This is a genomic window from Halopseudomonas formosensis (assembly GCF_900115905.1).
Classification (GTDB): domain Bacteria; phylum Pseudomonadota; class Gammaproteobacteria; order Pseudomonadales; family Pseudomonadaceae; genus Halopseudomonas; species Halopseudomonas formosensis.
This window is the reverse complement of record NZ_FOYD01000008.1, coordinates 109114-136027: the sequence shown is the minus strand read 5'-3', so window position 1 is coordinate 136027 and position 26914 is coordinate 109114. Positions and strand designations below refer to the sequence as shown.

The 26914-nt window shown below is 63.3% G+C and carries 23 protein-coding genes and 2 tRNA genes; 12 read left to right on the top strand and 13 right to left on the bottom strand.

The features are described from left to right. The first annotated feature begins 18 nt into the window (after positions 1–18). The 10 genes from gluQRS (at position 19) to BM046_RS11960 (ending at position 13445) form a co-directional block, all read left to right on the top strand. Positions 19–915 (top strand): tRNA glutamyl-Q(34) synthetase GluQRS, encoded by an 897-nt coding sequence (gluQRS, locus tag BM046_RS12005; RefSeq protein WP_090539779.1) that lies wholly within the window; start codon positions 19–21, stop codon positions 913–915. Positions 916–966: 51 nt separating this feature from the next. Next, complete coding sequence (locus tag BM046_RS12000; protein WP_036993100.1) at positions 967–1143, top strand: hypothetical protein; 177 nt, start codon at positions 967–969, stop codon at positions 1141–1143. Further along, positions 1133–4087, top strand: coding sequence for a sensor histidine kinase (locus tag BM046_RS11995; protein ID WP_090539777.1), 2955 nt, complete (start codon positions 1133–1135; stop codon positions 4085–4087). Before BM046_RS12000 ends, BM046_RS11995 begins: the two co-directional genes overlap by 11 nt. A 68-nt stretch (positions 4088–4155) precedes the next feature. Continuing rightward, complete coding sequence (locus BM046_RS11990; protein WP_090539774.1) at positions 4156–5547, top strand: sigma-54-dependent transcriptional regulator; 1392 nt, start codon at positions 4156–4158, stop codon at positions 5545–5547. 852 nt (positions 5548–6399) lie between these two features. Next, the gene (locus tag BM046_RS11985) at positions 6400–7770 is read left to right on the top strand and encodes a polynucleotide adenylyltransferase PcnB (RefSeq protein WP_090539772.1); all 1371 of its coding nucleotides are present in this window, start codon (positions 6400–6402) and stop codon (positions 7768–7770) included. Further along, positions 7770–8270, top strand: a complete 501-nt coding sequence (gene folK / locus BM046_RS11980) for a 2-amino-4-hydroxy-6-hydroxymethyldihydropteridine diphosphokinase (RefSeq protein ID WP_177197853.1) — start codon at positions 7770–7772, stop codon at positions 8268–8270. Before BM046_RS11985 ends, folK begins: the two co-directional genes overlap by 1 nt. 148 nt (positions 8271–8418) lie before the next feature. Beyond that, on the top strand, positions 8419–9213 hold the full coding sequence (panB, locus tag BM046_RS11975; protein WP_090539768.1) for a 3-methyl-2-oxobutanoate hydroxymethyltransferase: 795 nt from the start codon (positions 8419–8421) through the stop codon (positions 9211–9213). Between the two features lie 4 nt (positions 9214–9217). After that, positions 9218–10069 (top strand): pantoate--beta-alanine ligase, encoded by an 852-nt coding sequence (gene panC, locus BM046_RS11970; RefSeq protein WP_090539766.1) that lies wholly within the window; start codon positions 9218–9220, stop codon positions 10067–10069. Positions 10070–10245: 176 nt separating this feature from the next. After that, positions 10246–12189, top strand: a complete 1944-nt coding sequence (acs, locus tag BM046_RS11965; RefSeq protein ID WP_090539763.1) for an acetate--CoA ligase — start codon at positions 10246–10248, stop codon at positions 12187–12189. A gap of 74 nt (positions 12190–12263) precedes the next feature. Then, positions 12264–13445, top strand: a complete 1182-nt coding sequence (locus BM046_RS11960; protein ID WP_090539761.1) for an acetyl-CoA C-acetyltransferase — start codon at positions 12264–12266, stop codon at positions 13443–13445. Between the two features lie 12 nt (positions 13446–13457). Here the strand turns inward: BM046_RS11960 and thpR are convergent, their stop codons facing one another. Further along, on the bottom strand, positions 13458–13997 hold the full coding sequence (gene thpR, locus BM046_RS11955; protein ID WP_177197852.1) for an RNA 2',3'-cyclic phosphodiesterase: 540 nt from the start codon (positions 13995–13997) through the stop codon (positions 13458–13460). Between the two features lie 140 nt (positions 13998–14137). On the opposite strand from thpR, the gene BM046_RS11950 reads away from it, so the two are divergent. Together BM046_RS11950 and BM046_RS11945 are read left to right on the top strand one after the other, a co-directional pair. Further along, positions 14138–14707 (top strand): glycine zipper 2TM domain-containing protein, encoded by a 570-nt coding sequence (locus tag BM046_RS11950; RefSeq protein ID WP_090539757.1) that lies wholly within the window; start codon positions 14138–14140, stop codon positions 14705–14707. A 64-nt stretch (positions 14708–14771) separates the two neighbouring features. After that, a complete protein-coding gene (locus tag BM046_RS11945; protein WP_090539755.1) occupies positions 14772–15245 on the top strand; it encodes a hypothetical protein in 474 nt (157 codons plus the stop codon). Between the two features lie 69 nt (positions 15246–15314). Here the strand turns inward: BM046_RS11945 and pnp are convergent, their stop codons facing one another. From pnp to glmM, 12 genes are all read right to left on the bottom strand, one after another. Continuing rightward, positions 15315–17423 carry a polyribonucleotide nucleotidyltransferase gene (pnp, locus tag BM046_RS11940; RefSeq protein WP_090539753.1) on the bottom strand — a complete coding sequence of 703 codons (2109 nt, stop codon included), beginning with the start codon at positions 17421–17423 and terminating at the stop codon, positions 15315–15317. Between the two features lie 95 nt (positions 17424–17518). Beyond that, the gene (gene rpsO, locus BM046_RS11935; RefSeq protein WP_090539750.1) at positions 17519–17788 is read right to left on the bottom strand and encodes a 30S ribosomal protein S15; all 270 of its coding nucleotides are present in this window, start codon (positions 17786–17788) and stop codon (positions 17519–17521) included. Positions 17789–17924: 136 nt separating this feature from the next. Then, positions 17925–18845, bottom strand: a complete 921-nt coding sequence (truB, locus tag BM046_RS11930; RefSeq protein ID WP_090539747.1) for a tRNA pseudouridine(55) synthase TruB — start codon at positions 18843–18845, stop codon at positions 17925–17927. Positions 18846–18847: 2 nt separating this feature from the next. Further along, positions 18848–19234, bottom strand: coding sequence for a 30S ribosome-binding factor RbfA (rbfA, locus tag BM046_RS11925; RefSeq protein ID WP_090539745.1), 387 nt, complete (start codon positions 19232–19234; stop codon positions 18848–18850). 142 nt (positions 19235–19376) lie between these two features. Continuing rightward, positions 19377–21911: a translation initiation factor IF-2 gene (gene infB, locus BM046_RS11920; RefSeq protein ID WP_090539743.1), complete on the bottom strand. Its 2535-nt coding sequence runs from the start codon at positions 21909–21911 to the stop codon at positions 19377–19379. A gap of 60 nt (positions 21912–21971) precedes the next feature. Next, positions 21972–23453: a transcription termination factor NusA gene (gene nusA / locus BM046_RS11915; RefSeq protein WP_090539741.1), complete on the bottom strand. Its 1482-nt coding sequence runs from the start codon at positions 23451–23453 to the stop codon at positions 21972–21974. 52 nt (positions 23454–23505) lie between these two features. Next, positions 23506–23961, bottom strand: coding sequence for a ribosome maturation factor RimP (gene rimP / locus BM046_RS11910; RefSeq protein ID WP_177197851.1), 456 nt, complete (start codon positions 23959–23961; stop codon positions 23506–23508). A gap of 118 nt (positions 23962–24079) precedes the next feature. After that, positions 24080–24156, bottom strand: a tRNA-Met gene (locus tag BM046_RS11905). A 104-nt stretch (positions 24157–24260) separates the two neighbouring features. After that, a tRNA-Leu gene (locus BM046_RS11900) sits at positions 24261–24345 on the bottom strand. 12 nt (positions 24346–24357) lie between these two features. Then, positions 24358–24732 (bottom strand): preprotein translocase subunit SecG, encoded by a 375-nt coding sequence (secG, locus tag BM046_RS11895; RefSeq protein ID WP_090539739.1) that lies wholly within the window; start codon positions 24730–24732, stop codon positions 24358–24360. Continuing rightward, a complete protein-coding gene (gene tpiA / locus BM046_RS11890) occupies positions 24732–25490 on the bottom strand; it encodes a triose-phosphate isomerase (RefSeq protein WP_090539737.1) in 759 nt (252 codons plus the stop codon). Before tpiA ends, secG begins: the two co-directional genes overlap by 1 nt. 66 nt (positions 25491–25556) lie before the next feature. Continuing rightward, positions 25557–26903, bottom strand: coding sequence for a phosphoglucosamine mutase (gene glmM, locus BM046_RS11885; RefSeq protein WP_090539735.1), 1347 nt, complete (start codon positions 26901–26903; stop codon positions 25557–25559). Between the last annotated feature and the right edge of the window lie 11 nt (positions 26904–26914).

Genomic DNA, 26914 nt, shown 5'->3' with positions numbered 1-26914 from the left:
TGCCACTGAATCCGCCCCATGCCTGCCTCCGGTTACATAGGCCGCTTCGCTCCCACCCCCAGTGGCTTTCTGCATTTCGGCTCGCTGCTCGCTGCCGTCGCCAGTTATCTGGATGCCCGTCATCAGGGTGGCACCTGGCTGGTGCGCATGGAAGATCTGGATACCCCCCGCAACCTCCCCGGGGCCGCTGCGCACATACTTCACACGCTGCACAGCTATGGCCTGCACTGGGATGGCGAGGTCCTCTACCAGAGCGAGCGGCTGGATTACTACCAGCACACCATCGAGCAATGGCTCGACAGCGATCTGGCCTATTACTGCAATTGCCCGCGCCGGGAGATCATCGCCCATGATGGCGTCTACCCCGGTACCTGCCGTACGCGCCGGCTCCGCTTTGCCCCGGACCACGCCGTGCGCATCAGGGTGGATGACCGCCCCCTGAGTTTCGTCGATCGCCTGCAGGGCCAGGTCAGTCAGTCGCTGAAGAGCAGCTGCGGCGACTTCATCATCCGCCGCCGCGACGGCATTATCGCCTACCAGCTGGCAGTAGTCATGGACGATATCGCCCAAGGGGTGACCGACATCGTTCGCGGAGCCGACCTCCTGGACTCCACGCCACGCCAGCTGTGGCTCTATCATCTGCTGCAGCAGCCCGCTCCGCGCTATCTGCACGTGCCGCTGATCATGCGCCGTGATGGCGAAAAGCTCAGCAAACGCCTGGGTTCCACGCCCCTGGAGGCCGACCAGGCCGCCGAGACGCTGTTCCGGGCACTGCGCCTTCTGCTGCCCGCGGTTCCTGACGAGCTGCGCCGCGCCCCGGTGGACGAGCAGCTGGCCTGGGCAGTCGAGCACTGGTGTCCGGACAGCCTGCCCGCCACCAGGCAGATCCTCGACCCGACCACCCTGCAGGGGTGACAAGCCCAGCCGGCCTGATTACCATCGGTGCAGCGTTCGAGGACAACTCCCATGTATATCTACCGACTGGTGCTGCTGCTGGTCATCGGCATCTACCTGTTCTCACCGGCCATCATGGACTGGTGGATAGAGCCCATGGGTGCCTGGTACCGTCCCTATGTACTCTGGCTGATCCTGATCATTGCCGGCATGCTGCTGCAGAGCCCAAGGGACACCGATGAGCTTTGAACTCAGCCTGCTGATACTGCTCAGCGTTCTCTACCTCGTCCTGCTTTTCAGCGTGGCCTGGGCCACCGAGCGGGGCATTCTGCCGCGTTCACTGGTGCGTCACCCGGCCATCTACACCCTGTCGATTGGCGTCTATGCCAGCGCCTGGGCCTTCTATGGCACTGTCGGTCTGGCCTATCAGTACGGTTACGGATTCCTGACGTACTACCTTGGCGTCTGCGGCGCCTTCCTGCTGGCGCCGGTGCTGCTCAACCCGATACTGCGCATCACCCGCACCTACCAGCTGTCGTCCCTGGCAGACCTGTTCGCCTTCCGCTTCCGCAGCACCTGGGCCGGCACCCTGACGACCCTGTTCATGCTGCTGAGCATGCTGCCGCTGCTGGCGCTGCAGATCCAGGCGGTGACCGATTCGGTGCAGATACTCACCCTGGAGCCGGGTCAGCATCCGGTGGCCTTCGGCTTCTGCCTGCTGATCGTGCTGTTCGCCATCCTGTTCGGCGCCCGCCATATTTCGGCCCGGGAAAAGCACGAGGGGCTGGTGTTCGCCATCGCCTTCGAGTCCGTGGTCAAGCTGGTTTGCCTGTCGGCAGTCGGGCTGTACGCACTGTTCGTGGTCTTCGAAGGCCCCGCCGGGCTGGAGCTGTGGCTGAGCCACAACCAGGAAGCACTGAAGACCCTGCACAGCCCGTTGCAGGAAGGTCCCTGGCGCACCCTGCTGCTGGTGTTCTTCGCCGCCGCCATCGTCATGCCGCACATGTATCACATGGCCTTCACCGAGAATCTCAACCCGCGGGCACTGAGTACCGCCAGCTGGGGACTGCCGCTGTTCCTGCTGCTGATGAGCCTGGCAGTCCCGCCGATCCTCTGGGCCGGCCTGTATCTGAACGTGCCGACCAACGCCGAATACTTCACCCTGGCCCTGGGCGTGTCGTCGGGCGCGAACTGGCTGACCCTGGTAGCCTTCATCGGTGGCATATCGGCCGCCAGCGGTCTGATCATAGTGGTCACCCTGGCGCTGTCGGGCATGGTGCTCAACCACATGGTTCTGCCGGTGTACCAGCCCAGCGCGGACAACAACATCTACCGCTGGCTGCTGTGGACCCGGCGCGGCCTGATTGCCGCCATCATCATGGCCAGCTATGCCTTCTACCGGCTGCTGGGCACCGACCAGCACCTGTCCAACCTGGGCATCACTTCCTTTGTCGCCACCGTGCAGTTCCTGCCGGGGGCGCTGTCGGTGCTCTACTGGCCCCAGGCCAACCATCGGGGGTTCATCGGCGGCCTGGTAGCCGGCATGCTGGTGTGGGCCGTAACCCTGCTGCTGCCCCTGTTCACCGGCATCGATATGCTGCAGGTGTTGCAGGTGCAGCTGACCTTCGACGAGGAATCCTGGCATATCGCTGCCATCGCCTCGCTGGCGACCAATATCATGGTGTTCACCCTGGTTTCGCTGTTCACCCAGCGCTCCGCCGAGGAGGTCAGTGCTGCCGAAGCCTGTCTGGTGGACAACGTGCGCCGCCCCCAGCGCATGGAACTGGTGGCCAGCTCGCCCCAGGAGTTTGCCCAGCAGCTGGCCAAGCCCCTGGGCAACCGGGCAGCACAGCAGGAAGTGGAGCAGGCCCTGCGCGACCTCAAGCTGCCGCTGGATGAGCGCCGCCCCTACGCCCTGCGCCGCCTGCGCGACCGCCTGGAGGCCAACCTCTCGGGGTTGATGGGTCCGGCGGTAGCCCAGGACATGATCGAAACCTTCCTGCCGTTCAAGATCACCCGGGGCTACGTCACCGAGGACATCCACTTCATCGAGAACCGGCTGGAGGACTATCATTCGCGCCTTACCGGTCTGGCCGCCGAGCTGGATGCGCTGCGCCGCTATCACCGCCAGACCCTGCAGGACCTGCCGATGGGCGTCTGTTCCCTGGCCGAGGACAACGAGATCCTGATGTGGAACCGGGCCCTGCAGGCGCTGACCGGGGTCGAGGCGGACGGCGTGGTCGGCTCCCGCCTGGAAAGCCTGCCCGCGCCCTGGAACCAGCTGCTGCTGCAGTTCGTCGCCGATGAATCGGCCCACCTTTACAAGCAGAAACTGATCATCGACGGCAATACCCACTGGCTCAGCCTGCACAAGGCCGCCATCGACGAACCGGGCAATGCCCGTGGCGGCCTGGTGTTGCTGATCGAGGATCAGACCGAAACCCAGCTGCTGGAAGAGGAGCTGGTGCACTCGGAACGCCTGGCCTCCATCGGTCGCCTGGCCGCCGGCGTGGCCCACGAGATCGGCAACCCCATCACCGGCATCGCCTGCCTGGCACAGAACCTGCGCGAGGAGTCCGAGCAGCCGGAAATCCACGAAGCCGCCGAGCAGATTCTCGACCAGACCCGACGGGTGTCACGCATCGTGCAGTCGCTGGTCAACTTCGCCCATGTCGGCAGCCGCCACTACAACGCCGAAGACGCGGTCGACCTCGAGGCATGCACCAACGAGGCCATCCACCTGTTGTCGCTCAGCCGCAGGGGCCCGGACGTGAAGTATGTTAACCTGTGCGACGCGTCCCACCGCGTGGCTGGCGACAGCCAGCGCCTGGCCCAAGTAATGATCAATCTGCTGGGCAACGCCCGGGATGCCAGCAACGATGGTGACCAGGTCACCATCCGGACCATTCAGGACGAACATCAGATACTGTGGATAGTGGAAGATCAGGGCAGCGGCATTGATCAGACACTCAAGGATCGTCTGTTCGAACCGTTCTTCACCACCAAGGCGCCCGGCAAGGGCACCGGGCTGGGACTGGCCCTGGTGTACTCGATAGTCGAGGAGCATTATGGTCAAATCACTGTAGACAGCCCAATCGATGACGCCACGCGGCGGGGGACCAGGTTCACCATCACCCTGCCCCGCCACGGCGTCTTTAGTTCCGGTTCTTCCGCGCCGGACAATGCTGACTGACGGGCGCCGCAACATACCCGGCAGCTCGTCGCAGCCCTGACCCGCGGAAGCAATCGCAAGAGGTAGATATGTCGCATATTCTGGTTGTTGAAGACGAACCCATCATCCGTTCCGCTTTACGGCGGTTGCTGGAGCGCCACCACTACCAGGTCAGCGAGGCGGGTGCCGTGCATGAGGCCGTAGAGAGCTACGACCTGGATGACTTCGATCTGATCATCAGTGACCTGCGTCTGCCGGGCGAGCCCGGTACCGAGCTGATCCGCCTGGCCGCCAGCACGCCGGTACTCATCATGACCAGTTATGCCAGCCTGCGCTCGGCGGTGGATTCGATGAAGCTGGGCGCGGTGGATTACATCGCCAAGCCCTTCGACCATGACGAGATGCTGCAGGCAGTGGCCCGCATCATCGAAACCAACCGTCAACCCGAGCAGACCGAGCGTGAAGCCCCCGTCGCCGCAGAGGGCCCACAGGACATGGGCATCATCGGCGCCAGCCCGGCCATGCAGACCCTGTTCAAGCGCATCCGCAAGGTGGCGCCGACCATGTCCACGGTACTGATCCGCGGCGAATCCGGCACCGGCAAGGAACTGGTCGCCCGCGCCCTGCACGAGAACTCCCCCCGGGCCCATGCGCCGATGATCTCGGTGAACTGTGCGGCGATTCCGGAAACCCTTATCGAATCCGAGCTGTTCGGACACGAAAAGGGCGCCTTTACCGGCGCGGTCGCCGGCCGTACCGGCCTGGTGGAAGCCGCCAACGGCGGTACCCTGTTCCTCGACGAGATCGGCGAGCTGCCCCTGGAGGCCCAGGCCAGGCTGCTGCGGGTACTGCAGGAAAGCGAGATCCGCCGCGTCGGCTCGGTCCAGTCGCAGAAGGTCGATGTGCGGCTGGTGGCCGCCACCCACAGGGACCTCAAGGCACTGGCGCACCAGGGCCTGTTCCGCGAGGACCTCTACTACCGCCTCAACGTGATCGAGCTGCAGCTGCCGCCGCTGCGCGAACGTGGCGACGACGTCATGCTGATTGCCCAGGCTCTGCTCGCCCGAATCGGGGCCGGCATGAATCTGCCGTCCCTGCACTTCAGCCCGGAAGCCGCCGAGGCCATCCGTCGCTATCGCTGGCCGGGCAACGTGCGGGAGCTGGAAAATGCGGTCGAGCGTGCGGCCATCCTCTGTGACGAAGATGAGATCACCCCGGACCTGCTGGGCATCGAACCCGACATCGGCCAGGAACGCAGCTCCTACGCCGCCACCGCGCTGGAATCCATGCGCGGGCCGGAGACCAGCAGTACCGAGCCGGCGGAAAACCTCTCACTGGAAGACTACTTCCAGCATTTCGTGCTGGAACACCAGGAGCACATGACCGAAACCGAGCTGGCCAACAAGCTGGGCATCAGCCGCAAATGTCTCTGGGAGCGCCGTCAACGCCTGGGCATTCCACGCAAGAAGACCACCAGCTGAGCCCGCCGCCCTGTTACCCCGAGTGTTACCGCACAAACTGTTACCTTCGCCCCACACCCGGTAACACTTTCACGGGGCGAACGGTAACACTTCCCTCCTCGCGTTCCGCCCACCAGCCCCACATATAATCGCAAGCCACTGATTTTAAAGGCATTTCAAAAACTGGCACGGCAAGTGCTTTGTTATTGGCAGAACAAAAATAAAAACCAGGCAGTACCCCATAACAAGAACAAGATTCAGCTCCACACATAACAAGAACAAAACGTGCGAGTGCAGCAAACTGATTTTTTTGGAGAATGGGAAACCTCCAGCCGGCGAACATAATGTTCGATTGGACCGAGAAGAATAAAAGTTGCCAGAGCAACCCACCGGACCGATGTCAGATTGACCAGAGCTGTTCCTGCGCATCCAAAGCAATCCGCTTGCTTTAGGCAACCCGGGATGGGTTCACAGGGTGGCACTGTCGCCCAGCCAAAAAGAACAAGAAACAGCTCAGAAAACAATAACAAGAAACCATTAGGGGGAGTGAAAACTCCCCTTGAGCTTTCCTCCCGCAATCCCTTCCCGCTTCGATTTCCTGCCATTTGTTACTCTTCGCGCCGTATTCGCGCTAGAATGTCCATCCTGTCATTCAGACACACTACTTGAATCCGAACATGCAGCCCCGCGATGCTTTGCCCGCGACCGACATGCATGTTAACGTCAGCTCTTTTGCGGCCCCGGCACCTCGCGGCCCCAGCGACGCGGCATTTGCGCAAGTAGATGCGCCTGAGCAAACAAACCCTGCGCCCTGACCGTCATACCCGAAGGCTGGAGGCCCGGGCTGGAAACGCCGGTGGACTACCCACTCATATGATTCGCAAGTTACTGAAAAGACTACCCTCTCCCTTCGGGCGGCCCGCCCACAGGCGTACTACGCCTGCCGTTATCCCGGCCAGCCAGCACTCCCTCAAGCGCAACCAGATCAGCCGCAACGCGGTCACCGTGGTGGAACGGCTGCAGCAGGCCGGCTACCAGGCCTTCGTAGTCGGCGGCTGTGTACGCGACCTGCTGCTGGACCTGGACCCGAAGGATTACGACGTGGCAACCAGTGCCACCCCGGAACAGGTTCGCGCCACTTTCCGCAACAGCCGGCTGATCGGTCGGCGCTTCAAGCTGGCCCATGTATTCTTCGGTCGCGAGATCATCGAGGTGGCCACCTTCCGCGCCGGGCATTCCGAGGATCAGGATGCAGGCCGCGACCAGTCACTGCAGAGCGAGTCCGGGCGCCTGCTGCGCGATAACGTCTATGGCAGCCTCGAGGATGATGCCCAGCGCCGCGACTTCACCATCAACGCCCTGTACTACGACGTCACCCGCGGCACCATCCATGACTATGTGAATGGCGTACAGGACATCCGCAACCAGCGGGTGCGGCTGATCGGCAACCCGGTTCAGCGCTACCAGGAAGATCCGGTGCGCATGCTGCGGGCGGTACGCTTCGCTGCCAAGCTGGACTTCGAAATAGAGCCCCACACCGCCGCTCCCATCGCCGAGCTGGCGGAGCTGCTGTATGACATTCCGGCGGCCCGCCTGTTCGACGAAGTGCTCAAGCTGTTCCTCGGCGGCAAGGGCGAACGCACCTTCGATCTGCTGCTGGAATATGACCTGTTCGCCCCCCTGTTCCCGGATACCGACGAGGCCATCGACGAGCAGCCGGAGTACACCCTGAAGCTGATACGCCAGGCCCTGCGCAATACCGACCAGCGTATCAACGAGGGGCGTCCGGTTACTCCGGCGTTCCTGTTTGCCGCGCTGTTGTGGCCGGCTTTGCCTCAACGCACCCGGGAACTGGAAAACCAGGGCATTGCGCTGATCCCCGCCCAGCAACAGGCCGCGCACGACGTGCTGATCGAACAGTGCCGCCACACCGCCATTCCCAAGCGTTTCAGCGTACCGCTGCGCGAGATCTGGGACCTGCAACCGCGTCTGGAACGGCGCCAGGGCCGTCGCGCCGACCAGTTGCTCGAACATCCGCGCTTCCGCGCCGCCTATGATTTCCTGCTGCTGCGCGAGGCCGCCGGCGAGCAGACCCATGGTTTGGGCCAGTGGTGGACCGAGTATCAGGATGCCTCCCCGGAACACCGTCGGCGCATGATCCAGCAACTCAGCGCCGGTGATGCACCGCGCAAGCGCTCCAGAGCGCCGCGCAAACGCAAACCACGGAGTGGAGCGGCCTCCTGATGCCCCATTGCTATATTGCCCTGGGCAGCAATCAGGCTGACCCGGTGGCTCAGGTCACCCGCGCGCTGACGGCCTTGGCCGCCCTGCCGCAGACCCGACTGCTGGACCATTCCTCGCTGTACCGCAGTGCCCCGCTGGGGCCGCAGGACCAGCCTGCCTTCATCAATGCGGTGGCGCTGCTGGAGACCGAGCTGGAGCCCGAATCCCTGCTGGATGCGCTGCAGGATATCGAGCTGCAGGCCGGCCGGGTACGCAAGGCCGAACGCTGGGGCCCGCGCGTGCTCGATCTGGACATCCTGCTGTACGGGGACAGGCAGATCGACACCTCCCGATTGCAGGTCCCGCATTATCATATGCACGCCCGTTCCTTTGTCCTTTATCCGCTGGCAGAATTGACGGCGGATCTGATCATGCCCGACGGAACACCGTTGCAGTCCCTGCTGCAGCACTGTCCCGATACCGGTCTGGAACGCCTTTGCGGAACCGCCGGCCGGGCCTGAATCATGATTGTGGAGCACCATTGTTCAAGTCAGGAAGACTATACTGTCGAGGCCGCAAGGGGCCCCGGCAGCCGGAACGTCAGTCAGCACGCCTGTCTGGCGATCACAGCCATGTTGCCTGTAGAAGGCCGAATTACTGGAATCTGCCATGTCTGACATTACCCTGACCACCCTCAACAAGCTCAAGCAGTCCGGGGAGAAGTTCACCTGTCTGACTGCCTACGATGCCACCTTCGCCCATCTGGAAAGCACGGCCGGGGTCGAGGTATTGCTGATCGGTGACTCCCTGGGAATGGTACTGCAGGGCCATGACAGCACACTGCCGGTGACGGTGGAGGACATGGCCTATCACACGGCGGCCGTGAGCCGGGGCAACCGCGGCTCCCTGATCATGGCGGACCTGCCCTTCATGTCCTACGCCACCCTCGAGCAGGCACTGGGCAACAGTGCCCGGCTGATGCAGGCCGGCGCCCATGTGGTCAAGCTGGAAGGCGGCCGCTGGCTGGCCGACATCATTACCACCCTGACGCGTAACGGCATTCCGGTGTGCGCGCACATGGGACTGACTCCGCAGACGGTCAACGTACTGGGCGGCTACAAGGTCCAGGGCCGCGAGGAAGACCAGGCCCGCGCCATGCTGGAGGACGCCCGTGCACTGGAGGCCGCCGGCGCAGCCCTGCTGCTGCTGGAATGCGTACCCAGTGAGCTGGCGCGTACCATTACCGAGGCGGTGAATATTCCGGTTATCGGTATCGGTGCCGGCAGCGGCACCGATGGCCAGGTTCTGGTGGTGCACGACATGCTCGGCCTGTCGATTACCGGTCGCCTGCCCCGTTTCGTGAAGAATTTCATGGCTGGCCAGGCTGATATCCCTTCGGCCATCGCCGCCTATGTCAGGGCGGTCAAGGCAGTCGAGTTCCCCTCCGCCGAACACGAGTTCTGAAAGCATGAATACAGTACATACGGTCGCGCAGTTGCGGGCAGCCCTGGCGCGGGCGCGTCAGGAAGGCAAGCGCATCGGGCTGGTACCCACTATGGGCAACCTGCATGAGGGCCATATTGCCCTGGTGGAAATGGCCCTGCAGCGCACCGACCATGTGGTGGTCAGTATCTTCGTCAATCCGCTGCAGTTCGGGCCGAACGAGGATCTGGACAGCTACCCGCGCACCCTCGCCGAGGATCAGCGTCGCCTGCTGGATGCCGGAGCCCATACGGTATTCGCCCCCAGCGTCAACGAGATGTACCCCGAAGGCATGCAAGGCCATACCCTGGTCAGCGTGCCGGTGGTATCCGACGGTCTGTGCGGCGCCAGTCGTCCGGGGCATTTCGACGGGGTGGCCACTGTGGTGACCAAGCTGCTGAACATGGTTCAGCCGGACGTGGCCGTGTTCGGCGAGAAGGACTTCCAGCAGCTGGCGGTGATCCGCAAGATGGCACTGGATCTGTGCCTGCCGGTCCAGATCATGGGCGCGCCCATCGTCCGCGCCGCCGATGGTCTGGCGCTGTCCTCGCGCAATGGCTATCTGGACGAGAACGAGCGCCGCGTCGCGCCGCAGCTGTACCAGACGCTGCAGCAGCTGGCCGGCCAGCTGCTGGCCGGGCGCCGGGACTTCGACACACTGCTTGAAGAGGCCCGTCAGCAGCTGCAGCGGGCCGGCTTCCGTCCCGATTATCTGGAGCTGCGCGACACCACTACCCTGCAACCGGCGGATGAACACAGCCGCGACATCACCATTCTTGTGGCAGCCTTCCTCGGCCGCACCCGCCTGATCGACAACCTGCGCTGCACGCTGGGCTGAATCCGGTGGCGACCGGTTGGCAGCAACCGGTCGATCCATCAGCAGTACCCCGTCGTATCCGACCAAAGCAGGGTTGTATTGCACCCGCTTCTAGTCAAATCTTGGGATGTGCACAGCGCTTGCGCTGTATAACCTCAGGCCGCCGAGCGCGACAATAACAATATCGAGGAAGATCCATGTACAAGATTCAGAACCACAAGGTATCCGAGAATCCGCTCTACAGAACCCATCTGGATCGTGACGGTTACGAGCGCATGTACCGTCAGTCCATCGAGCAACCGGATATGTTCTGGGCTGAGCAGGCCAACCGCTTTGTGGAATGGATGCAGCCCTGGAGCAAGGTTCACGAAAGCAACATGGAAACGGGCGAAGCCGCCTGGTTCATCGACGCCAAGCTCAACGTGAGCGTCAACTGCATTGATCGCCACCTGAAGAAACGCGCCAACCAGACCGCCATCATCTGGGAGGGCGACGACCCCGCCGACTCACGCCACATCACCTACCGTCAGCTGCACGAGGAAGTCTGCCGTCTGGCCAACGTGCTCAAGCAACGCGGCGTCAGCAAGGGCGACCGGGTGTGCATCTACATGCCCATGATCCCCGAAGCGGCCTTCGCCATGCTCGCCTGCAGCCGCATTGGCGCCATCCACTCGGTGGTGTTCGGCGGGTTCTCCCCCGACGCGCTGCGTGACCGTATCCTCAACGCCGAGTGCGAACTGGTGATCACCGCCGACGAGGGCGTACGGGGCGGACGGCGGGTGCCGCTGAAGCAGAACGTCGACAAGGCGCTGGCCAGCTGTCCGGATGTGCACAGTGTGCTGGTGGTCAGACGTACCGGCGCCGACATCGGCTGGGTCGAGCAGCGGGATATCTGGTATCACGAAGCCTGCGCCCAGGTCAGCGCAGACTGCGCCCCCGAACCGATGGACAGCGAAGACCCCCTGTTCATCCTCTATACCTCGGGTTCCACCGGCAAGCCCAAGGGCGTGCTGCACACCACCGGCGGCTACCTGGTCAGCACGGCACTGACCCATCATTACGTTTTCGACTACCAGGAGGGCGAGGTCTACTGGTGCACCGCTGACGTGGGCTGGGTCACCGGCCACTCCTACATCGTCTACGGCCCGCTGTGCAATGGCGCCACCACCCTGATGTTCGAGGGCGTGCCGACCTACCCGGACGCCTCCCGTTGCTGGCAGGTGATCGACAAGCACAAGGTCAATGTCTTCTACACCGCGCCCACCGCCATCCGCGCCCTGATGGCACTGGGCGAAGAGCCGCTCAAGAATTCTTCGCGCCAGTCCCTGCGCCTGCTCGGCAGTGTCGGCGAGCCGATCAACCCCGAGGTATGGGAATGGTACTACCAGGTCGTTGGCCAGCGTCGCTGCCCGATTGTCGATACCTGGTGGCAGACCGAGACCGGCTCCATCCTGATCGCCCCGCTGCCCGGCGCCTGCGACCTCAAGCCCGGCGCCGCCATGCGCCCGCTGTTCGGTGTGGTCCCGGCACTGGTAGACAACGATGGCAACGAACTCGAAGGTCCCGCCGATGGCAACCTGGTGATCAAGCAATCCTGGCCGAGCCAGATCCGTACCGTGTACGGTGACCACCAGCGCCTGGTGGAAACCTACTTCAGTACCTACAAGGGCGTCTATTTCACCGGGGACGGTGCGCGTCGGGATGCCGATGGCGACTACTGGATCACCGGTCGGGTTGATGACGTGTTGAACATCTCGGGCCACCGCATCGGTACTGCGGAAGTGGAAAGCGCCCTGGTCCTCAACGACTGGGTAGCCGAGGCCGCCGTGGTCGGCTGTCCGCACGATATCAAGGGCCAGGCCATCTACGCCTATGTCATGCCGATGCAGGGCGTCACCCTGACCGAGGATATTCTCGCCCAGCTCAAGGTGGCGGTCAGCGAGCAGGTGGGTGCCTTCGCCCGGCCGGACTACATTCAGGTTACCAGCGGACTGCCGAAGACCCGCTCCGGCAAGATCATGCGCCGCATCCTGCGCAAGATTGCCTGCGACGAGCTGGACAATCTCGGTGACACCTCCACCCTGGCCGATCCCTCGGTGGTCGACAGCCTGATCGAGAACCGTCTCAACAGGGGCAGCTGAGTAAATATGGTTGTCCAACCCGGGCGTGGCCTCTATTCTTGCCGCTTCGTCAGATTGCTTCGAGGAAGTTCGCCATGCAAGAGGTCGTGATCGTCGCCGCCACCCGAACTGCCATTGGCAGTTTCGGTGGCCAGTTTGCCAGTGTTCCGGCACACCAGCTGGGTGCGACCGTTATCCGCGCCCTGCTGGAGCAGACCGGTGTGGAGCCGGGCAGCGTGGATGAGGTCATCATGGGCCAGGTGCTGACCGCCGGCTGTGGCCAGAACCCGGCCCGGCAGGCCGCGGTGCATGGCGGCCTGCCCCACAGCGTACCGGCACTGACCATCAACAAGGTCTGCGGCTCGGGCCTCAAGGCGGTGCAGATGGCTGCCCAGGCGATCCGCTGCGGCGACGCGCGGATCATGATTGCCGGCGGCCAGGAGTCCATGAGCCTGTCCCCGCATCTGCTGCCCAGCTCGCGCACCGGTCAGCGCATGGGTAACGGCCAGCTGGTAGACAGCATGATCCATGACGGCCTCTGGGACGCCTTCAACCAGTACCACATGGGCATCACCGCCGAGAACCTGGCGGAGCGCTACGAGATCAGTCGCCAGCAGCAGGATGCCTTTGCCCTGGCCTCCCAGCAGAAGGCAGTCGCCGCGCAGCAGGCCGGCCGATTTGCCGACGAGATCACCCCGGTGGAGGTACCCCAGCGCAAGGGTGAACCGCTGCGCATCGACCAGGACGAACAGCCCCGCGCCAGTACCACCCTGGAGTCGCTGGGCAAGCTGCGGCCGGCGTTCCGCAACGACGGCACCGTCACCGCGGGCAACGCCTCCAGTCTCAACGACGGCGCCGCTGCGGTCATGCTGATGAGTGCCGAAACGGCGGCTGAGCTGGGTCTGCCGGTACTCGCCCGTATCGCCGCCGGCGCCAGTTCCGGTGTCGATCCGGCGATCATGGGCATAGGCCCGGTCAGTGCTACCCAGCGCTGCCTGAGCAAGGCCGGCTGGAAGGTTGATGAGCTGGATCTGGTCGAGGCCAACGAGGCCTTTGCCGCCCAGGCGCTGGCGGTGGCCAGTGAACTGCGCTGGGATCTGGACAAGGTCAACGTCAATGGCGGCGCCATCGCTCTGGGCCACCCGATCGGGGGCTCCGGCTGCCGGATTCTGGTGACCCTGCTGCACGAAATGCAGCGCCGCAACGCCCGCAAGGGTCTGGCAACCCTCTGCATCGGCGGCGGCCAGGGCGTCGCGCTGGCACTGGCCCGCGACTGACCCAGCGCTTGATCAGCGCTTCAGCCAGCTGAAGCGCTCGATCACCTCATAGCGTACGCCACCCTCTCCCCCACGGCTGACATACAGACTCAGGTGGTCCACCGCGAAGGGGGGCAACGCCAGATCCGCGTGACCTTCAAGAAACGCCCGTAACGGCTCGCCGCCCTGCCGGACCCTGGCCAGGGTGATATGCGGCCGATAGGCACGGGTATCCGGCACCAGCCCCACAGGTACCAGACGCTGCTCCACCTCCTCCTGCAACTGCATCAGCGCGGCCTCGGCGGTCACCCCTGCCCACAGCACTCGGGGCCGCTCCGGGGTGCCGAAATAGCCCACACCGCGGATGGTCAGCTTCAGCTCCGGATCGGGCAGGTCGTGCAATGCCCCGGCCATGGCGGTGGCGGTCTGCGCATCCACCTCACCGATAAAGCACAGGGTCAGGTGCAGCGCCTGCGCCGGATGCCAGCGCGCCGTGGGATACTCCACCCGTACCCGGCCAAGCTGTTCGGCTACGGACTGGGGTAATTCAAGGCCGACAAAAAGACGCTGCACGCTCTGTCCTCCCGTTTTCGTTGAGTCGATGCTGCCGCACACCGGGGCGGCGGGCAAGCCCGAGCCAGGCTGCCGCTTGGTTTGCCGAAAATTCCGTTGCTATGCTGCCCAGACTACCCTTCTCTGCCAAGGCGATGCCCATGCATGACATCATAGCGGGACGATTCGAACTGCAGGACAGGGCCGATGAGGCTCTGGCTGCCCTGCGTCAGGCCGGCTTTGCAGCGGATGCGCTGGCCGCCTTCTATCTCAATCCCCATGGACAGCATGATCTCTACCCCATAGGGGGAGATGATGAAAGCTCGGCGGGCGCCCGCCATGCCGGCGGTGGAGCAGCCCGCGGTGGTGCGATCGGTGCCACTGTCGGCGCCATTGCCGGCGCGGCCACGGCGCCGATCATAGGTCCGGTCGGTGTCGCCATTGGCGCCGGCGTGGGCGCCTACACCGGCTCCCTGGTCGGGGCGGTCAGCAGTACCGACGAGGAGTCGGACGTGGACGAACAGACCGGCCAGCCCTCCACGCAGCAGCCGGAGGTCACCGAGCGCGAACCCGGGGTGCTGGTTGCGGTACGGGTGGATGGCGATACCCGGGAATCGGCCGTGGCGGTGCTGCGCCGGTACGGCGCCCTGGATCTGGAACACACCACCGGCGACCTGCGCGACGGTCACTGGTATGACTTCGATCCCCATGCGGTGGTCCGGCGCATCTGAGGCGAAAATCTGAATCTTTGCATCGCATCGACGTCAACCGAAGTAACTGGATGCGGAGGTGAAGATGAACAGAGATCGCCATGAACCGGATGAGCAATTCCTCACCGAGAGTGCCCGCCGGCAGGTTGAACAGGACTACCGGGACGCCCCCACTGACAGCCCCATGGGCCCCATTGGCGAGGTGCCTTCCCGACATGAAGCCGGGGACAGGAGTGCCGAAGCCGGCCTGACCGAAGCCGCCATTCCGGGCCACGGGCCTACCGCAGATGACGCGGCGCCAGAGACACTGATGCCTGATGACGGCGCTCGCTCGCCCCAGGAGCGGGGCCCCGTCGAACCGGCTGCCGACACCGAACTGGAGGAAGTACCGGCCAACCGCATCGGCGCCGGCAAGGGTCTCGACGAGGCCGAGCTGGCCCGCCGCAAGCCGCTGGACGGCAAGCCCTGGGACGGCGACCCGGCGCAGCCGCTGGAGCCGGAGACCACTGTGGAACGGCCATTGGCGTCGGACCCGAAGGACGAGCCCGGACCGGGCTGAGATCCAGGCATAAAAAACCCGGGGCCTTGCGGCACCGGGTTTTTTGTTGGCTGGCTGCAGCTGCGGATATCAGACGCCGCTGTTTTCGGCCGCTTCCACGTCCTTCATGGACAGCTTGATACGACCGCGGTTGTCCACGTCCAGTACCAGCACCTTCACTTCCTGACCTTCCTGCAGCACGTCGGTAACCTTCTCGATGCGCTGGTTGGCGATCTGGGAAATGTGTACCAGACCGTCCTTGCCGGGCAGGATGCTGACGAAGGCACCGAAATCGACGATGCGCTCGACCTTGCCGGTGTAGACCTTGCCGATTTCCGCTTCGGCGGTGATGGCGTCGACACGGGCCTTGGCGGCATTGGCGGCATCCTTGCTGGCAGCAAAGATCTTCACGGTGCCGTCATCGGTGATGTCGATGGAGGCGCCGGTCTCTTCGCAGATACCGCGGATGGTTGCGCCACCCTTGCCGATCACGTCACGGATCTTGTCCGAGTCGATCTTCATGCTGATCATGGTCGGTGCGTTGGCGGAGAGCTCCTTGCGCGACTCCGGCAGCACTTCGTTCATCTGCTTGAGGATGTGCAGGCGGGCTTCGTGGGCCTGGTGCAGAGCCTGCTCCATGATCTCCTCGGTGATGCCCTTGATCTTGATGTCCATCTGCAGGGCGGTAACACCCTTCTCGGTGCCGGCGACCTTGAAGTCCATATCACCGAGGTGGTCCTCGTCACCCAGGATGTCGGTCAGTACGGCGAACTTGTCACCTTCCTTGACCAGCCCCATGGCGATACCCGCTACCGGCGCCTTCAGCGGCACACCGGCATCCATCAGCGCCAGGGAGGCGCCGCAGACCGACGCCATGGAGCTGGAGCCGTTGGACTCGGTGATCTCGGACACCACGCGGATGCTGTAGGGGAACTGGTCCATGTCGGGCATCACGGCCTGGATGCCGCGACGGGCCAGGCGACCGTGGCCGATTTCACGGCGACCGGTACCACCCATGCGTCCACACTCGCCTACCGAATAGGGAGGGAAATTGTAGTGGAACATGAAGGCGTCCTTCTTCTCGCCTTCCAGGGTATCGAGCAGCTGCGCGTCCCGGGCGGTACCCAGAGTAGTCACCACCAGGGCCTGGGTTTCGCCACGGGTGAACAGGGCGGAACCGTGGGTACGGGCCAGCACACCGACTTCGATGTTCAGCGGGCGCACGGTACGGGTGTCGCGGCCGTCGATACGCGGCTTGCCGTCGACGATGCTCTGGCGCACGGTGCGGTATTCGATCTCGCCGAAGGCGTCCTTCACGGCGCCGGCGGAGGGCTTGCCCTCTTCTTCACCAGCCAGGGCGGCGATGGCGGCATCACGCAGCTCGTCCAGACGGTTGTAGCGCGACTGCTTGTGGGTGATGGTGTAGGCTTCGGCGATGGCGGCACCGAACTGGGCCTTGATCGCGTCCAGCAGCGCGGTATTCTCCGGCGCCGGCTGCCAGTCCCATGCCGGCTTGCCGGCTTCGGCAGCCAGTTCCTTGATGGCCTGGATGGCCGGCTGGAATTCCATGTGGGCGAAGAGTACCGCACCCAGCATCTGGTCCTCGGTCAGCTCCTGGGCCTCGGATTCGACCATCAGCACGGCGTCCTCGGTACCTGCTACCACCATGTCCAGGCGGGAGGTCTTCAGCTGCTCGTAGGTCGGGTTCAGCACATAACCCTGCACGTCGTCGAAACCGACGCGGGCGCCGGCGATCGGGCCGTCGAAGGGAATGCCGGAGATGGCCAGTGCAGCGGAGGTGCCCAGCATGGCAGCGATGTCCGGATCGGTGGTCTTGTCGGTGGAGACCACGGTACAGATCACCTGCACCTCATTCATGAAGCCTTCGGCGAACAGCGGACGGATCGGACGGTCGATCAGGCGGGAGGTCAGGGTTTCCTTCTCGGTGGGACGCCCTTCACGCTTGAAGAAGCCACCGGGAATACGGCCTGCCGCGTAGGTCTTCTCGATGTAGTGCACCGACAGCGGAAAGAAGTCACGACCGGCCTCGGCATTCTTGGCACCGACCACGGTTACCAGTACGCTGACGGCGTCATCGATACTGACCAGAACCGCACCCGAGGCCTGGCGCGCGATGCGGCCGGTCTCCAGGGTCACGGTGTTATTGCCCAACTTGAATTGTTTGATGACCGGTTTCACGGTGTCTTCTCTCTCTTTATTTACTGTATTTGCCCTTCGGGAAACTCTGGGCACGGCCGGGGGTCGGACCCGGCCATGTCCAAACGGGGCTGGTCTTATCGACGCAGACCCAGGCTGCTGATCAGGCTGCTGTAACGGCCCAGATCCTTGGTTTTCAGGTAGTCCAGCAGCTTGCGACGCTGGTTAACCATGCGGATCAGACCGCGACGGGAGTGGTGATCCTTCTTGTTGTCCTTGAAGTGCTCCTGCAGCTTGTTGATGTTTGCAGTCAACAGAGCTACCTGGACTTCAGGAGAACCGGTGTCGCCTTCTCCACGCGCATACTGGGAAACGATTGCAGCTTTTTCTTCAACGCTCAGTGCCATGACAGCTTTCCTCTGAGGTAACAGGCCGGGACAATGTCCCGTGTTTTGAATCGAGTAATGACCGTGCCTGTTGACAGCCACCCTCGTTGCGACCCACTCGGGTCAACTTCCTGCAGGTGCCGGGCACCTGCGATGTTCAACCATTGAAGCGCATCAACCGCCGGGGCGCTACCCGGGCGTCATCGGTCATTTCGCCGATGCCGATAAAGCGGCCGTTGTGGTCACGCAACCGCACCATGCCGAAAGCCGGGGTTCCCGGCACCCGCACCGCCTGCCCGTGATTGAGATAATAGGCGGTCTGCTCGGTCAGATTGACCTCCGGCCAGTCCAGCAGTCCGCTGTCGGAGGGCAGCAGCAGATGGTCCAGCGCGGTGGCGCCACCCTCGGCATGCAGTGCCTCGAGCTGTTCGAGGGTCACCGCCTGACTCAGATCGAAGGGCCCGGCCTGACTGCGACGCAGGGCGGCGACATGGGCGCCACAACCCAGTGCCGCGCCGATATCCTCGACCAGGGTACGGATATAGGTGCCCTTGCTGCACTGCACTTCCAGACGCAGGCGATCCCCTTCCAGTCCCAGCAGGGTCAATCGGCGTATGGTAACAGATCGCGGCTTGCGCTCCACTGTTTCCCCTGCTCTGGCCAGCTTGTACAGCGGCTGTCCATCATGCTTGAGCGCCGAATACATCGGCGGGACCTGCTCGATATCACCCGTGAAGCGTGGCAGCACCGCCTCCACATCGGCCAGGGAGACCTGACAGGGACGCATCTCCAGCACCTCGCCCTCGGCGTCACCGGTGCTGGTGGTCATGCCCAGACGCGCCTCGGTGACATAGGTCTTGTCCGCATCCAGCAGGTACTGGGAGAACTTGGTGGCCTCTCCCAGACACAGCGGCAGGACGCCACTGGCCAGCGGGTCGAGACTGCCGGTGTGCCCTCCCTTGCTGGCATTGAACAACCAGCGCACCTTCTGCAGGGCCGCATTGGAGCTCATGCCCAGCGGCTTGTCGAAAATCAGGATGCCGTCGATATCACGGCGTTTGCTGCGTGGAGCCGACACCGCTATTCCTCATCATCCCTGGCATGGCGGCGATCCTCGGCCACCGCCCGCTCGATCAGCGACGACAGATGCACACCGCGGCGCACGCTCTCGTCGTAGAAGAAATGCAACTGCGGAATGGTGCGCAGTTTCATCACCCGCCCGAGCTGCACTCGCAGGAAACCCGAAGCATCCTTGAGCGCCTCCAGATTCTCGGCAATATCCTCGGCGCCGGCATCACCCATGAGGGTAATGAACACCTTGGCGTGCGCCAGGTCACGACTGACCTCGGTCGCGGTGACTGTGATCATGCCCACCCGGGGATCGCGCACTTCGCGCTGGATCAGCAACGCCAGTTCGCGTTGCATCTGATCGGCCACGCGCTGGGTACGGCTGTAATCTCTGGCCATATATCTGAACCTCTAGCTGCAAGCCTTCAGCGGCAAGCTGCAAACCAATTATCGGCTGCGGACAGCCCTGTACGGGACCGACAGACGACAAGCGGCCCTTCCGGACCGCCTGTCGCGTTCAGCCTGTGTGCCTGTCGCCAGCTTACAGTGTACGTGCCACCTGAACCCGCTCGAAGACCTCGATACGGTCGCCGATGCGCACGTCATTGTAGTTCTTCACGCCGATACCGCACTCCATGCCGTTACGCACTTCACCGACGTCGTCCTTGAAGCGGCGCAGGGATTCCAGCTCGCCTTCGTAGATGACCACGTCCTCGCGCAGTACGCGGATCGGACGGTTGCGGTATACGGTACCTTCGATGACCATGCAGCCGGCCACGGCACCGAACTTGGGCGAACGGAACACGTCACGCACCTCGGCCACACCGAGGATCTGTTCGCGTACGTCACTGCCGAGCATGCCGGACAGGGCCTTCTTCACGTCCTCGATGATCTCGTAGATCACGCTGTAGTAGCGCAGATCCAGACCTTCGCTCTCGATCACCTTGCGCGCCGATGCATCGGCCCGCACGTTGAAGCCGAAAATCACGGCGTTGGACGCCAGTGCCAGGTTGGCGTCGGTCTCGGTGATACCACCCACGCCCCCGGAAATGATCTTGACCTGCACTTCGTCGTTGCCCAGCTCGCTGAGCGAGCCCTGCAGGGCTTCGAGCGTACCGCGCACGTCGGTCTTGATCACCAGGTTGAGGGTTTTCTTCTCGCCCTGGCCCATGTTCTCGAACATGTTCTCCAGCTTGGCCGACTGCTGACGGGCCAGCTTGATCTCGCGGAACTTGCCCTGACGGAACAGCGCCACTTCCCGCGCCTTCTTCTCGTCGGCCACCACGGTCATCTCGTCACCGGCATCGGGTGTACCGTCCAGACCGAGGATAGCCACCGGAATGGAGGGGCCGGCTTCACGGATGTTGTTACCGTTCTCGTCGAGCATGGCGCGCACCTTGCCATGGTTGACGCCGGCCAGTACCACGTCACCCTGGCGCAGCGTGCCGTTCTGTACCAGCACGGTGGCGATCGGGCCACGGCCCTTGTCCAGACGGGATTCGATGACCACGCCACGTGCCGGGGCATCGGGCTGGGCCTTGAGTTCCAGTACCTCGGCCTGCAGCAGTACCGCCTCCAGCAGCTCGTCGATACCTGTCCCGACCTTGGCCGACACGTGGACGAACATGGTGTCGCCGCCCCACTCTTCCGGGATGACGTCGAGGGCAGCCAGATCGTTCTTGATGCGATCCGGATCGGCCTGCTCCTTGTCGATCTTGTTTACCGCCACCACCAGGGGTACGCCGGCAGCCTTGGCGTGCTGTACCGCTTCCTCGGTCTGCGGCATCACGCCGTCATCGGCGGCCACCACCAGGATCACGATGTCGGTGGACTTGGCACCGCGGGCACGCATCGCAGTAAAGGCCGCGTGACCGGGGGTATCGAGGAAGGTGACCATGCCGCGGTCGGTTTCCACGTGGTAGGCACCGATGTGCTGGGTAATGCCACCGGCTTCGCCGGAGGCCACGCGGGTACGGCGGATGTAGTCGAGCAGCGAGGTCTTGCCATGGTCAACGTGACCCATGACGGTAACCACGGGGGCGCGGGTGACTTCCTCGCCCTCGTACTGCATGGCCTCGGCCAGACGGTCTTCCAGATCGCTTTCCTTGACCTGCTTGACCTGGTGACCCATGTCTTCTGCGATGATGGACGCGGTGTCCTGATCCAGCACCTGGTTGATGGTCACCATGGTGCCGTTCTTGAACATGTACTTGATGACCTCGGCCGCCTTGACCGACATCTTCTGGGCCAATTCGGCCACGGTGATGGTTTCACCGATCACTACTTCTCGCACTATAGGCCCTGTCGGCTTCTCGAAGCCGTGCTGATTGCGTTTCTTCTGTGCCTTGAGCTTGCCACCACCACCGCGACGGCGGGCCAGGCCCTCATCGTCATCGGCGGAACGGGGAGCGATGCGGCCCTTGCTGGGGCCACCGGCACGCTTGCGACTGCGCTCGTCTTCCTCGACACGGTCCCGACGGCGCTGCTCTTCCTTCTTGCGCGGAGCAGCACCGGGAGCAGGGGCCGGGGCCGGAGCTTCTTCTGCGGCAACCGGGGCCGCAGCAGCAGGCGCTGCCGCCGGCTCTGCGGCGGTGGCCTGTTCTTCCGCCCTGGCTTCGGCCTGTGCCGCCTGTGCAGCCTGCTCGGCCGCAGCGCGCGCGGCTTCCTCGGCCTTGCGTGCTTCCTCTTCCTCAGCCTTGCGACGGGCTTCGGCAGCGGCCTGACGGGCCTCCTCGGCCGCACGCAGTTCCTCGAGCTCGCGCTGGCGCTCGGCTTCCAGATCCACCTCGTCACGCTTGACGTAGGTGCGCTTCTTGCGCACTTCCACATTCACCGTCTTGCTGCCGGCGACCTTCAGGGTGCTGACCGTCTTGCGCTTGAGGGTAATCTTCTTCGGCTCGTTGCCGCCTTCGCCGTGGGCATTCTTCAGGTGCGCCAGCAGGCGCTGCTTCTCCTCATCGGAAACAGTCTGCTCGGCACCTGTGTGCGGCAACCCTGCTTCCTGCATCTGCTGTAACAGGCGCTCAACCGGAGTACCTGTTACCTGAGCCAACTCTTTGACCGTCACTTCCGCCATTCACTTTCTCCTCAGTCGGGGGCCGGGCGTTACCGCCGGGTGTTGCTGCCAGCCGACCGGTTATTCAAACCAGGGCGCCCGCGCGGCCATGATCAGAGCTGCGGCGCGGGCTTCATCGATTCCATCTATATCCAGCAGGTCATCCACCGACTGCTCGGCAAGGTCTTCCATGGTCAGGATGCCCTGAGCCGCCAGCTGGAATGCCAGAGCGCGATCCATGCCTTCCATGTTCAGCAGGTCGTCAGCGGGCTGGACTTCCTCAAGTTTCTCCTCGTTGGCGATGGCCCTGGTCAACAGACAGTCCTTGGCCCGTGAGCGCAGCTCGTTGACGATATCCTCGTCAAAGCCGTCAATTTCGAGCATTTCTTCCATGGGTACGTAGGCGATCTCCTCGAGGGAAGTGAAGCCTTCGTCAACCAGAATCTGTGCCAACTCCTCATCCACGTCCAGCTCCTCGATGAAGCTGCGCAGGACATCGCCGGTCTCGGCTTCCTGCTTGGCGCGGATATCCTCTTCCGTCATCACGTTCAGGGTCCAGCCGGTCAGCTGGCTGGCCAGTCGCACGTTCTGACCACTGCGGCCGATGGCCTGGGCGAGGTTGTCCTCGGCCACGGCGATATCGATGGTGCGGGTATCCTCGTCGAGGATGATCGAGGCGACCTCGGCCGGCGCCATCGCGTTGATGACGAACTGCGCCAGGTTCTCGTCCCACAGCACTATGTCCACGCGCTCACCGCCCAGCTCGCCGGAAACAGCCTGAACCCGCGAGCCGCGCATGCCGATGCAGGCGCCCTGGGGATCAATGCGCTTGTCCTTGGAGCGTACGGCGATCTTGGCCCGCGAACCCGGGTCGCGGGCAGCACCCATGACCTCGATCAGCTCCTCGGAGATCTCCGGCACTTCGATACGGAACAGCTCGATGATCATCTCCGGACAGGCGCGGGACAGCACCAGCTGAGGACCGCGGTTCTCGACACGGATTTCCTTGAGCAGCGCGCGAATGCGGGTGCCGGTACGGAAAGTCTCGCGCGGGATCATCTCCTCGCGCGGCAGCACCGCTTCGGCATTGTTGCCCAGATCGACGATCACGCTGTCACGGGTGACTTTCTTCACGGTACCGCTGATGATCTCGCCGAGGCGATCACGATAGGCATCGACCACCTGCGCCCGTTCAGCTTCGCGCACTTTCTGCACTATTACCTGCTTGGCGATCTGCGCGGCGATGCGGCCGAACTCTTCGGACTCGATCTTTTCCTCGACCACATCACCGATCTGCAGGGCCGGATCGCGCTCCTGGGCCTGATCCAGGGTCAGCTGCATGCCGGGCTCTTCGAAGTCCTCGTCAGCGACCACGGTCCAGCGGCGGTAGGTATCATGGTTGCCGGTCTGCCGATTGATCGCTACGCGGATATCCACTTCCTCTTCGTAGCGCTTCTTCGTAGCCGTGGCCAATGCCAGCTCCAGAGCCTCGAATATGACTCCGGGCGGCACGCCCTTCTCATTGGAAACGGATTCCACAACCAGTAGCACTTCTTTGCTCATCGTATGCCTCGCCTAACGCCATCCATTGGGGCCACTGGAGCCCGAAATATGCTCAAAACCGCGGAACGATATGGCCCTTGTCAATACTGTCCAGGGGCAACAGGTATTCATGATCTTCTACCTGAAGAACCACATCATCGCCTTCCACCCCGCGGATGACACCCTGAAAATTGCGGCGCCCGTCATAGGGCACCCGCAAGCGGATCTTCGCCTGTTCGCCTGCATAGGCAGCATACTGCTCCAGGGTGAACAGCGGGCGGTCCATCCCGGGAGAGGATACCTCCAGGGTATAGTCGCCACTGATGGGATCTTCCACGTCCAGCACCGCGCTGGCCTGGCGACTCACGGTCGCGCAGTCTTCCACACTGACACCGTCAGGGTGATCAATATATACCCGCAGCAGGCTGTGACGCCCCTGCGAGAGAAATTCGATCCCCCAGCAACGATAGCCCAGAGCCTCGACCACCGGGATCAGCATGTTCTCCAACTCGGTAAGCTTGCCGGACAAATTCAACCGCCTTTCTTCACGAATAAAAAATGGGCCTGAAAGCCCATCCTGGTTCCGGCCACTTCATCCAGGGATGAAATCCGGAGTTAACAAAAAGCCCCTCTGAAGGGGCTTTAACTGGTTGCGGGGGCAGGATTTGAACCTACGACCTTCGGGTTATGAGCCCGACGAGCTACCAGACTGCTCCACCCCGCGGCGAATCCGAGGCAGAAATTATACGCCCGACGGCTGCATATGACAACCGGACGCCCTTCTGCCGGAAAAGAACAGGGCCTGCGTTGCTGCAGGCCCTGTCTGATTGGTGCGGAAGATGGGACTCGAACCCATACACCCTAAGGCACTACCCCCTCAAGATAGCGTGTCTACCAATTCCACCACTTCCGCAAAACTGTTGGCTCAGTCCAGTACCGGAACATCGTCCTGGACGGGAGCCTGAGGAGCCTGCTCTTCGAGAACAGGTACATCTTCGCTGATCGGCGCGACCGGCTGACTCTGCAGCGCCGGTACCGGCAAACCCGCATCACGGATCTCGCCCGCCTTGTAGCTGGCGTAATAGGCCAGACCCAGCGAGGTCAGAAAGAATACAGTGGCCAGCGCAGCTGTCAAGCGGCTCAGAAAAGTCGCCGAACCCTGGCTGCCGAAAACCGTACCGGAAGCACCAGCGCCAAAGGATGCACCGGTCTCCGCGCCCTTGCCCTGCTGGATCAGAATCAAGCCGACCAGGGCGATGGCAACCAGAAGATGTACGATCACAACAAGGGTTTCAATCATTAAACTTGTCCCGCGGCACGTGCTATCGCGCCAAATTCATCTGCATTGAGAGAGGCTCCACCCACGAGCCCTCCGTCGATATCCGGCATGCTGAACAAGGCCTGGGCATTATCCGCCTTGACACTGCCGCCATAGACAATCTGTACCTGCTGAGCCTGCTCGTCATCCAGCAGCGCCAGGCGTGCGCGAATCATCGCATGCACTTCCTGCGCCTGCTCCGGACTGGCGGTCAGACCCGTACCTATCGCCCAGACCGGCTCGTAGGCAATCACACCCTGGGCCAGGCCACCGACACCGAAGCGGTCCAACACCACCTGCAGCTGCCGCCCGACCACATCCGCCGTCTCGTCGGCATCCCGCTGCTCGCGGGTCTCGCCGACACAGAGTATCGGTCGCAGCCCGGAGGCCAGCGCGGCGGCAAACTTGCGACAGACCAGCTCGTCGCTCTCTCCCAGCAGGCTGCGGCGCTCGGAATGGCCGACCAGCACATACTGGCAACCGGCATCACGCAGCTGCGCCGGAGAAATCTCACCGGTCAGCGCGCCCTGCTCGGCCTGCCAGGCACAATCCTGGCCAGCCAGCTGCAGCGGCGAACTGCCCAGTGCTTCACGGCATTGCTGAATGAACAGCGCCGGCGGGGCAATCAGCAGGTCGACCTGCTCGGGCCACTGCTGGGCGTTGAGCCCCGCAAGCAACTCAGCTACGGAGTGCCGGGTACCGTGCATTTTCCAGTTTCCGGCGACCAGCGGACGACGCATGCCTAACCTCTCTGCTCAAGCGGGCGCCAATGTTAACCAGAATGCCACCCGTAGACAACCGCGATTTCAGTCTGCGGCGAACATTTTCCTGACCACAGCCGCCAGCGCTTCGGCTTCCTGGTTCACCTGGGCGGCATTCTGCCCCTCGACCATGACCCGGATCACCGGCTCGGTGCCCGACAGACGCAGCAATACCCGCCCGGTGTCTGCCAGTCGCGCCTCGGTAGCCGCGACGGCTTCCCGCAGCTCTGGCGCATCCAGCGGCGAGCCGCCATTGCTCTGGTAGCGCACATTGATGAGCTTCTGCGGGCACTTGTTCATGCCGCTGCAGGCCTCGGCCAGGCTCTTGCCGGACATGCGCAGGGCGCGCAGCACCTGCAGTGCGGCGATGATGCCGTCACCGGTAGTAGTGTGCTTCAGGCACACCAGGTGCCCCGAGGACTCCCCACCCAGATACCAGCCACGCTTATAGAGCTCGGCCATCACATAACGGTCGCCGACCTTGGCCCGCACGAAGGGAATGTCCCGCTCGCGCAGGGCCAGCTCCAGACCCAGATTGGTCATCAGGGTGCCGGCGACGCCGCCTTCGAGCACGCCGCGCTCGTACAGATCCAGGGTCATGATGTAGAGCAGCTGATCGCCATCCACCTCATTGCCGGCGGCATCGACCATCATGACCCGGTCGCCGTCACCATCAAAGGCGATACCCAGATCGGCGCCCTGCTCCACCACCGCCCGGCTGAGCGCGGCAAGATGAGTCGAGCCGACGCCGTCATTGATGTTCAGTCCATCGGGGGTGGCTCCGATCACGCTGACACTGGCGCCCAGCTCGCGGAACACCGCCGGCGCCACCTTGTAGGTGGCACCGTGGGCGCAATCCAGAACGATCTTCAGCCCCTTGAAGCTGGTACTGGTCGGCACACTGCTCTTGCAGAACTCGATGTAACGCCCCGAGGCATCCTCCTGACGCGCCACCTTGCCCAGCTGGCTGGCCTCGACCACCTGCATGGGCGCATCAACCAGCCGCTCGATCTCGAACTCGAGCTGATCGGGCAACTTGGTACCCTCGGCGGAGAAGAACTTGATGCCGTTATCGTAATAGGGATTGTGCGACGCGCTGATGACGATGCCGGCATCGGCCTGGAAGGTGCGGGTGAGATAGGCGATGGCCGGGGTAGGCATGGGACCGAGCAGCTGCACCTGGGCCCCGGCGGCAGACAGGCCGGCCTCGAGGGCAGATTCGAACATGTAGCCGGAAATGCGGGTGTCCTTGCCGATCACCACGCGACAGTGGCCATTGTTGCGGAAGGCGGTGCCAGCCGCCCAGCCCAGCTTGAGCATGAACTCGGGGGTGATGGGGTGGGTTCCGACCAGCCCGCGGATGCCATCGGTGCCGAAGTAGCGTTTTTCCATTGTTGAGTATC

Bases quoted from the DNA above. Each gene is read 5' to 3' on its own strand.
- tpiA (WP_090539737.1), bottom strand. From the start codon at position 25,490: ATGCGTCGTCCGCTGGTCGCCGGAAACTGGAAAATGCACGGTACCCGG.
- BM046_RS11985 (WP_090539772.1), top strand. From the start codon at position 6,400: ATGATTCGCAAGTTACTGAAAAGACTACCCTCTCCCTTCGGGCGGCCC.
- BM046_RS12000 (WP_036993100.1), top strand. From the start codon at position 967: ATGTATATCTACCGACTGGTGCTGCTGCTGGTCATCGGCATCTACCTG.
- BM046_RS11995 (WP_090539777.1), top strand. From the start codon at position 1,133: ATGAGCTTTGAACTCAGCCTGCTGATACTGCTCAGCGTTCTCTACCTC.
- BM046_RS11950 (WP_090539757.1), top strand. From the start codon at position 14,138: ATGCATGACATCATAGCGGGACGATTCGAACTGCAGGACAGGGCCGAT.
- folK (WP_177197853.1), top strand. From the start codon at position 7,770: ATGCCCCATTGCTATATTGCCCTGGGCAGCAATCAGGCTGACCCGGTG.
- nusA (WP_090539741.1), bottom strand. From the start codon at position 23,453: ATGAGCAAAGAAGTGCTACTGGTTGTGGAATCCGTTTCCAATGAGAAG.
- infB (WP_090539743.1), bottom strand. From the start codon at position 21,911: ATGGCGGAAGTGACGGTCAAAGAGTTGGCTCAGGTAACAGGTACTCCG.
- panC (WP_090539766.1), top strand. From the start codon at position 9,218: ATGAATACAGTACATACGGTCGCGCAGTTGCGGGCAGCCCTGGCGCGG.
- rbfA (WP_090539745.1), bottom strand. From the start codon at position 19,234: ATGGCCAGAGATTACAGCCGTACCCAGCGCGTGGCCGATCAGATGCAA.
- glmM (WP_090539735.1), bottom strand. From the start codon at position 26,903: ATGGAAAAACGCTACTTCGGCACCGATGGCATCCGCGGGCTGGTCGGA.
- BM046_RS11945 (WP_090539755.1), top strand. From the start codon at position 14,772: ATGAACAGAGATCGCCATGAACCGGATGAGCAATTCCTCACCGAGAGT.
- BM046_RS11990 (WP_090539774.1), top strand. From the start codon at position 4,156: ATGTCGCATATTCTGGTTGTTGAAGACGAACCCATCATCCGTTCCGCT.
- secG (WP_090539739.1), bottom strand. From the start codon at position 24,732: ATGATTGAAACCCTTGTTGTGATCGTACATCTTCTGGTTGCCATCGCC.
- BM046_RS11960 (WP_090539761.1), top strand. From the start codon at position 12,264: ATGCAAGAGGTCGTGATCGTCGCCGCCACCCGAACTGCCATTGGCAGT.
- gluQRS (WP_090539779.1), top strand. From the start codon at position 19: ATGCCTGCCTCCGGTTACATAGGCCGCTTCGCTCCCACCCCCAGTGGC.
- panB (WP_090539768.1), top strand. From the start codon at position 8,419: ATGTCTGACATTACCCTGACCACCCTCAACAAGCTCAAGCAGTCCGGG.
- acs (WP_090539763.1), top strand. From the start codon at position 10,246: ATGTACAAGATTCAGAACCACAAGGTATCCGAGAATCCGCTCTACAGA.
- rpsO (WP_090539750.1), bottom strand. From the start codon at position 17,788: ATGGCACTGAGCGTTGAAGAAAAAGCTGCAATCGTTTCCCAGTATGCG.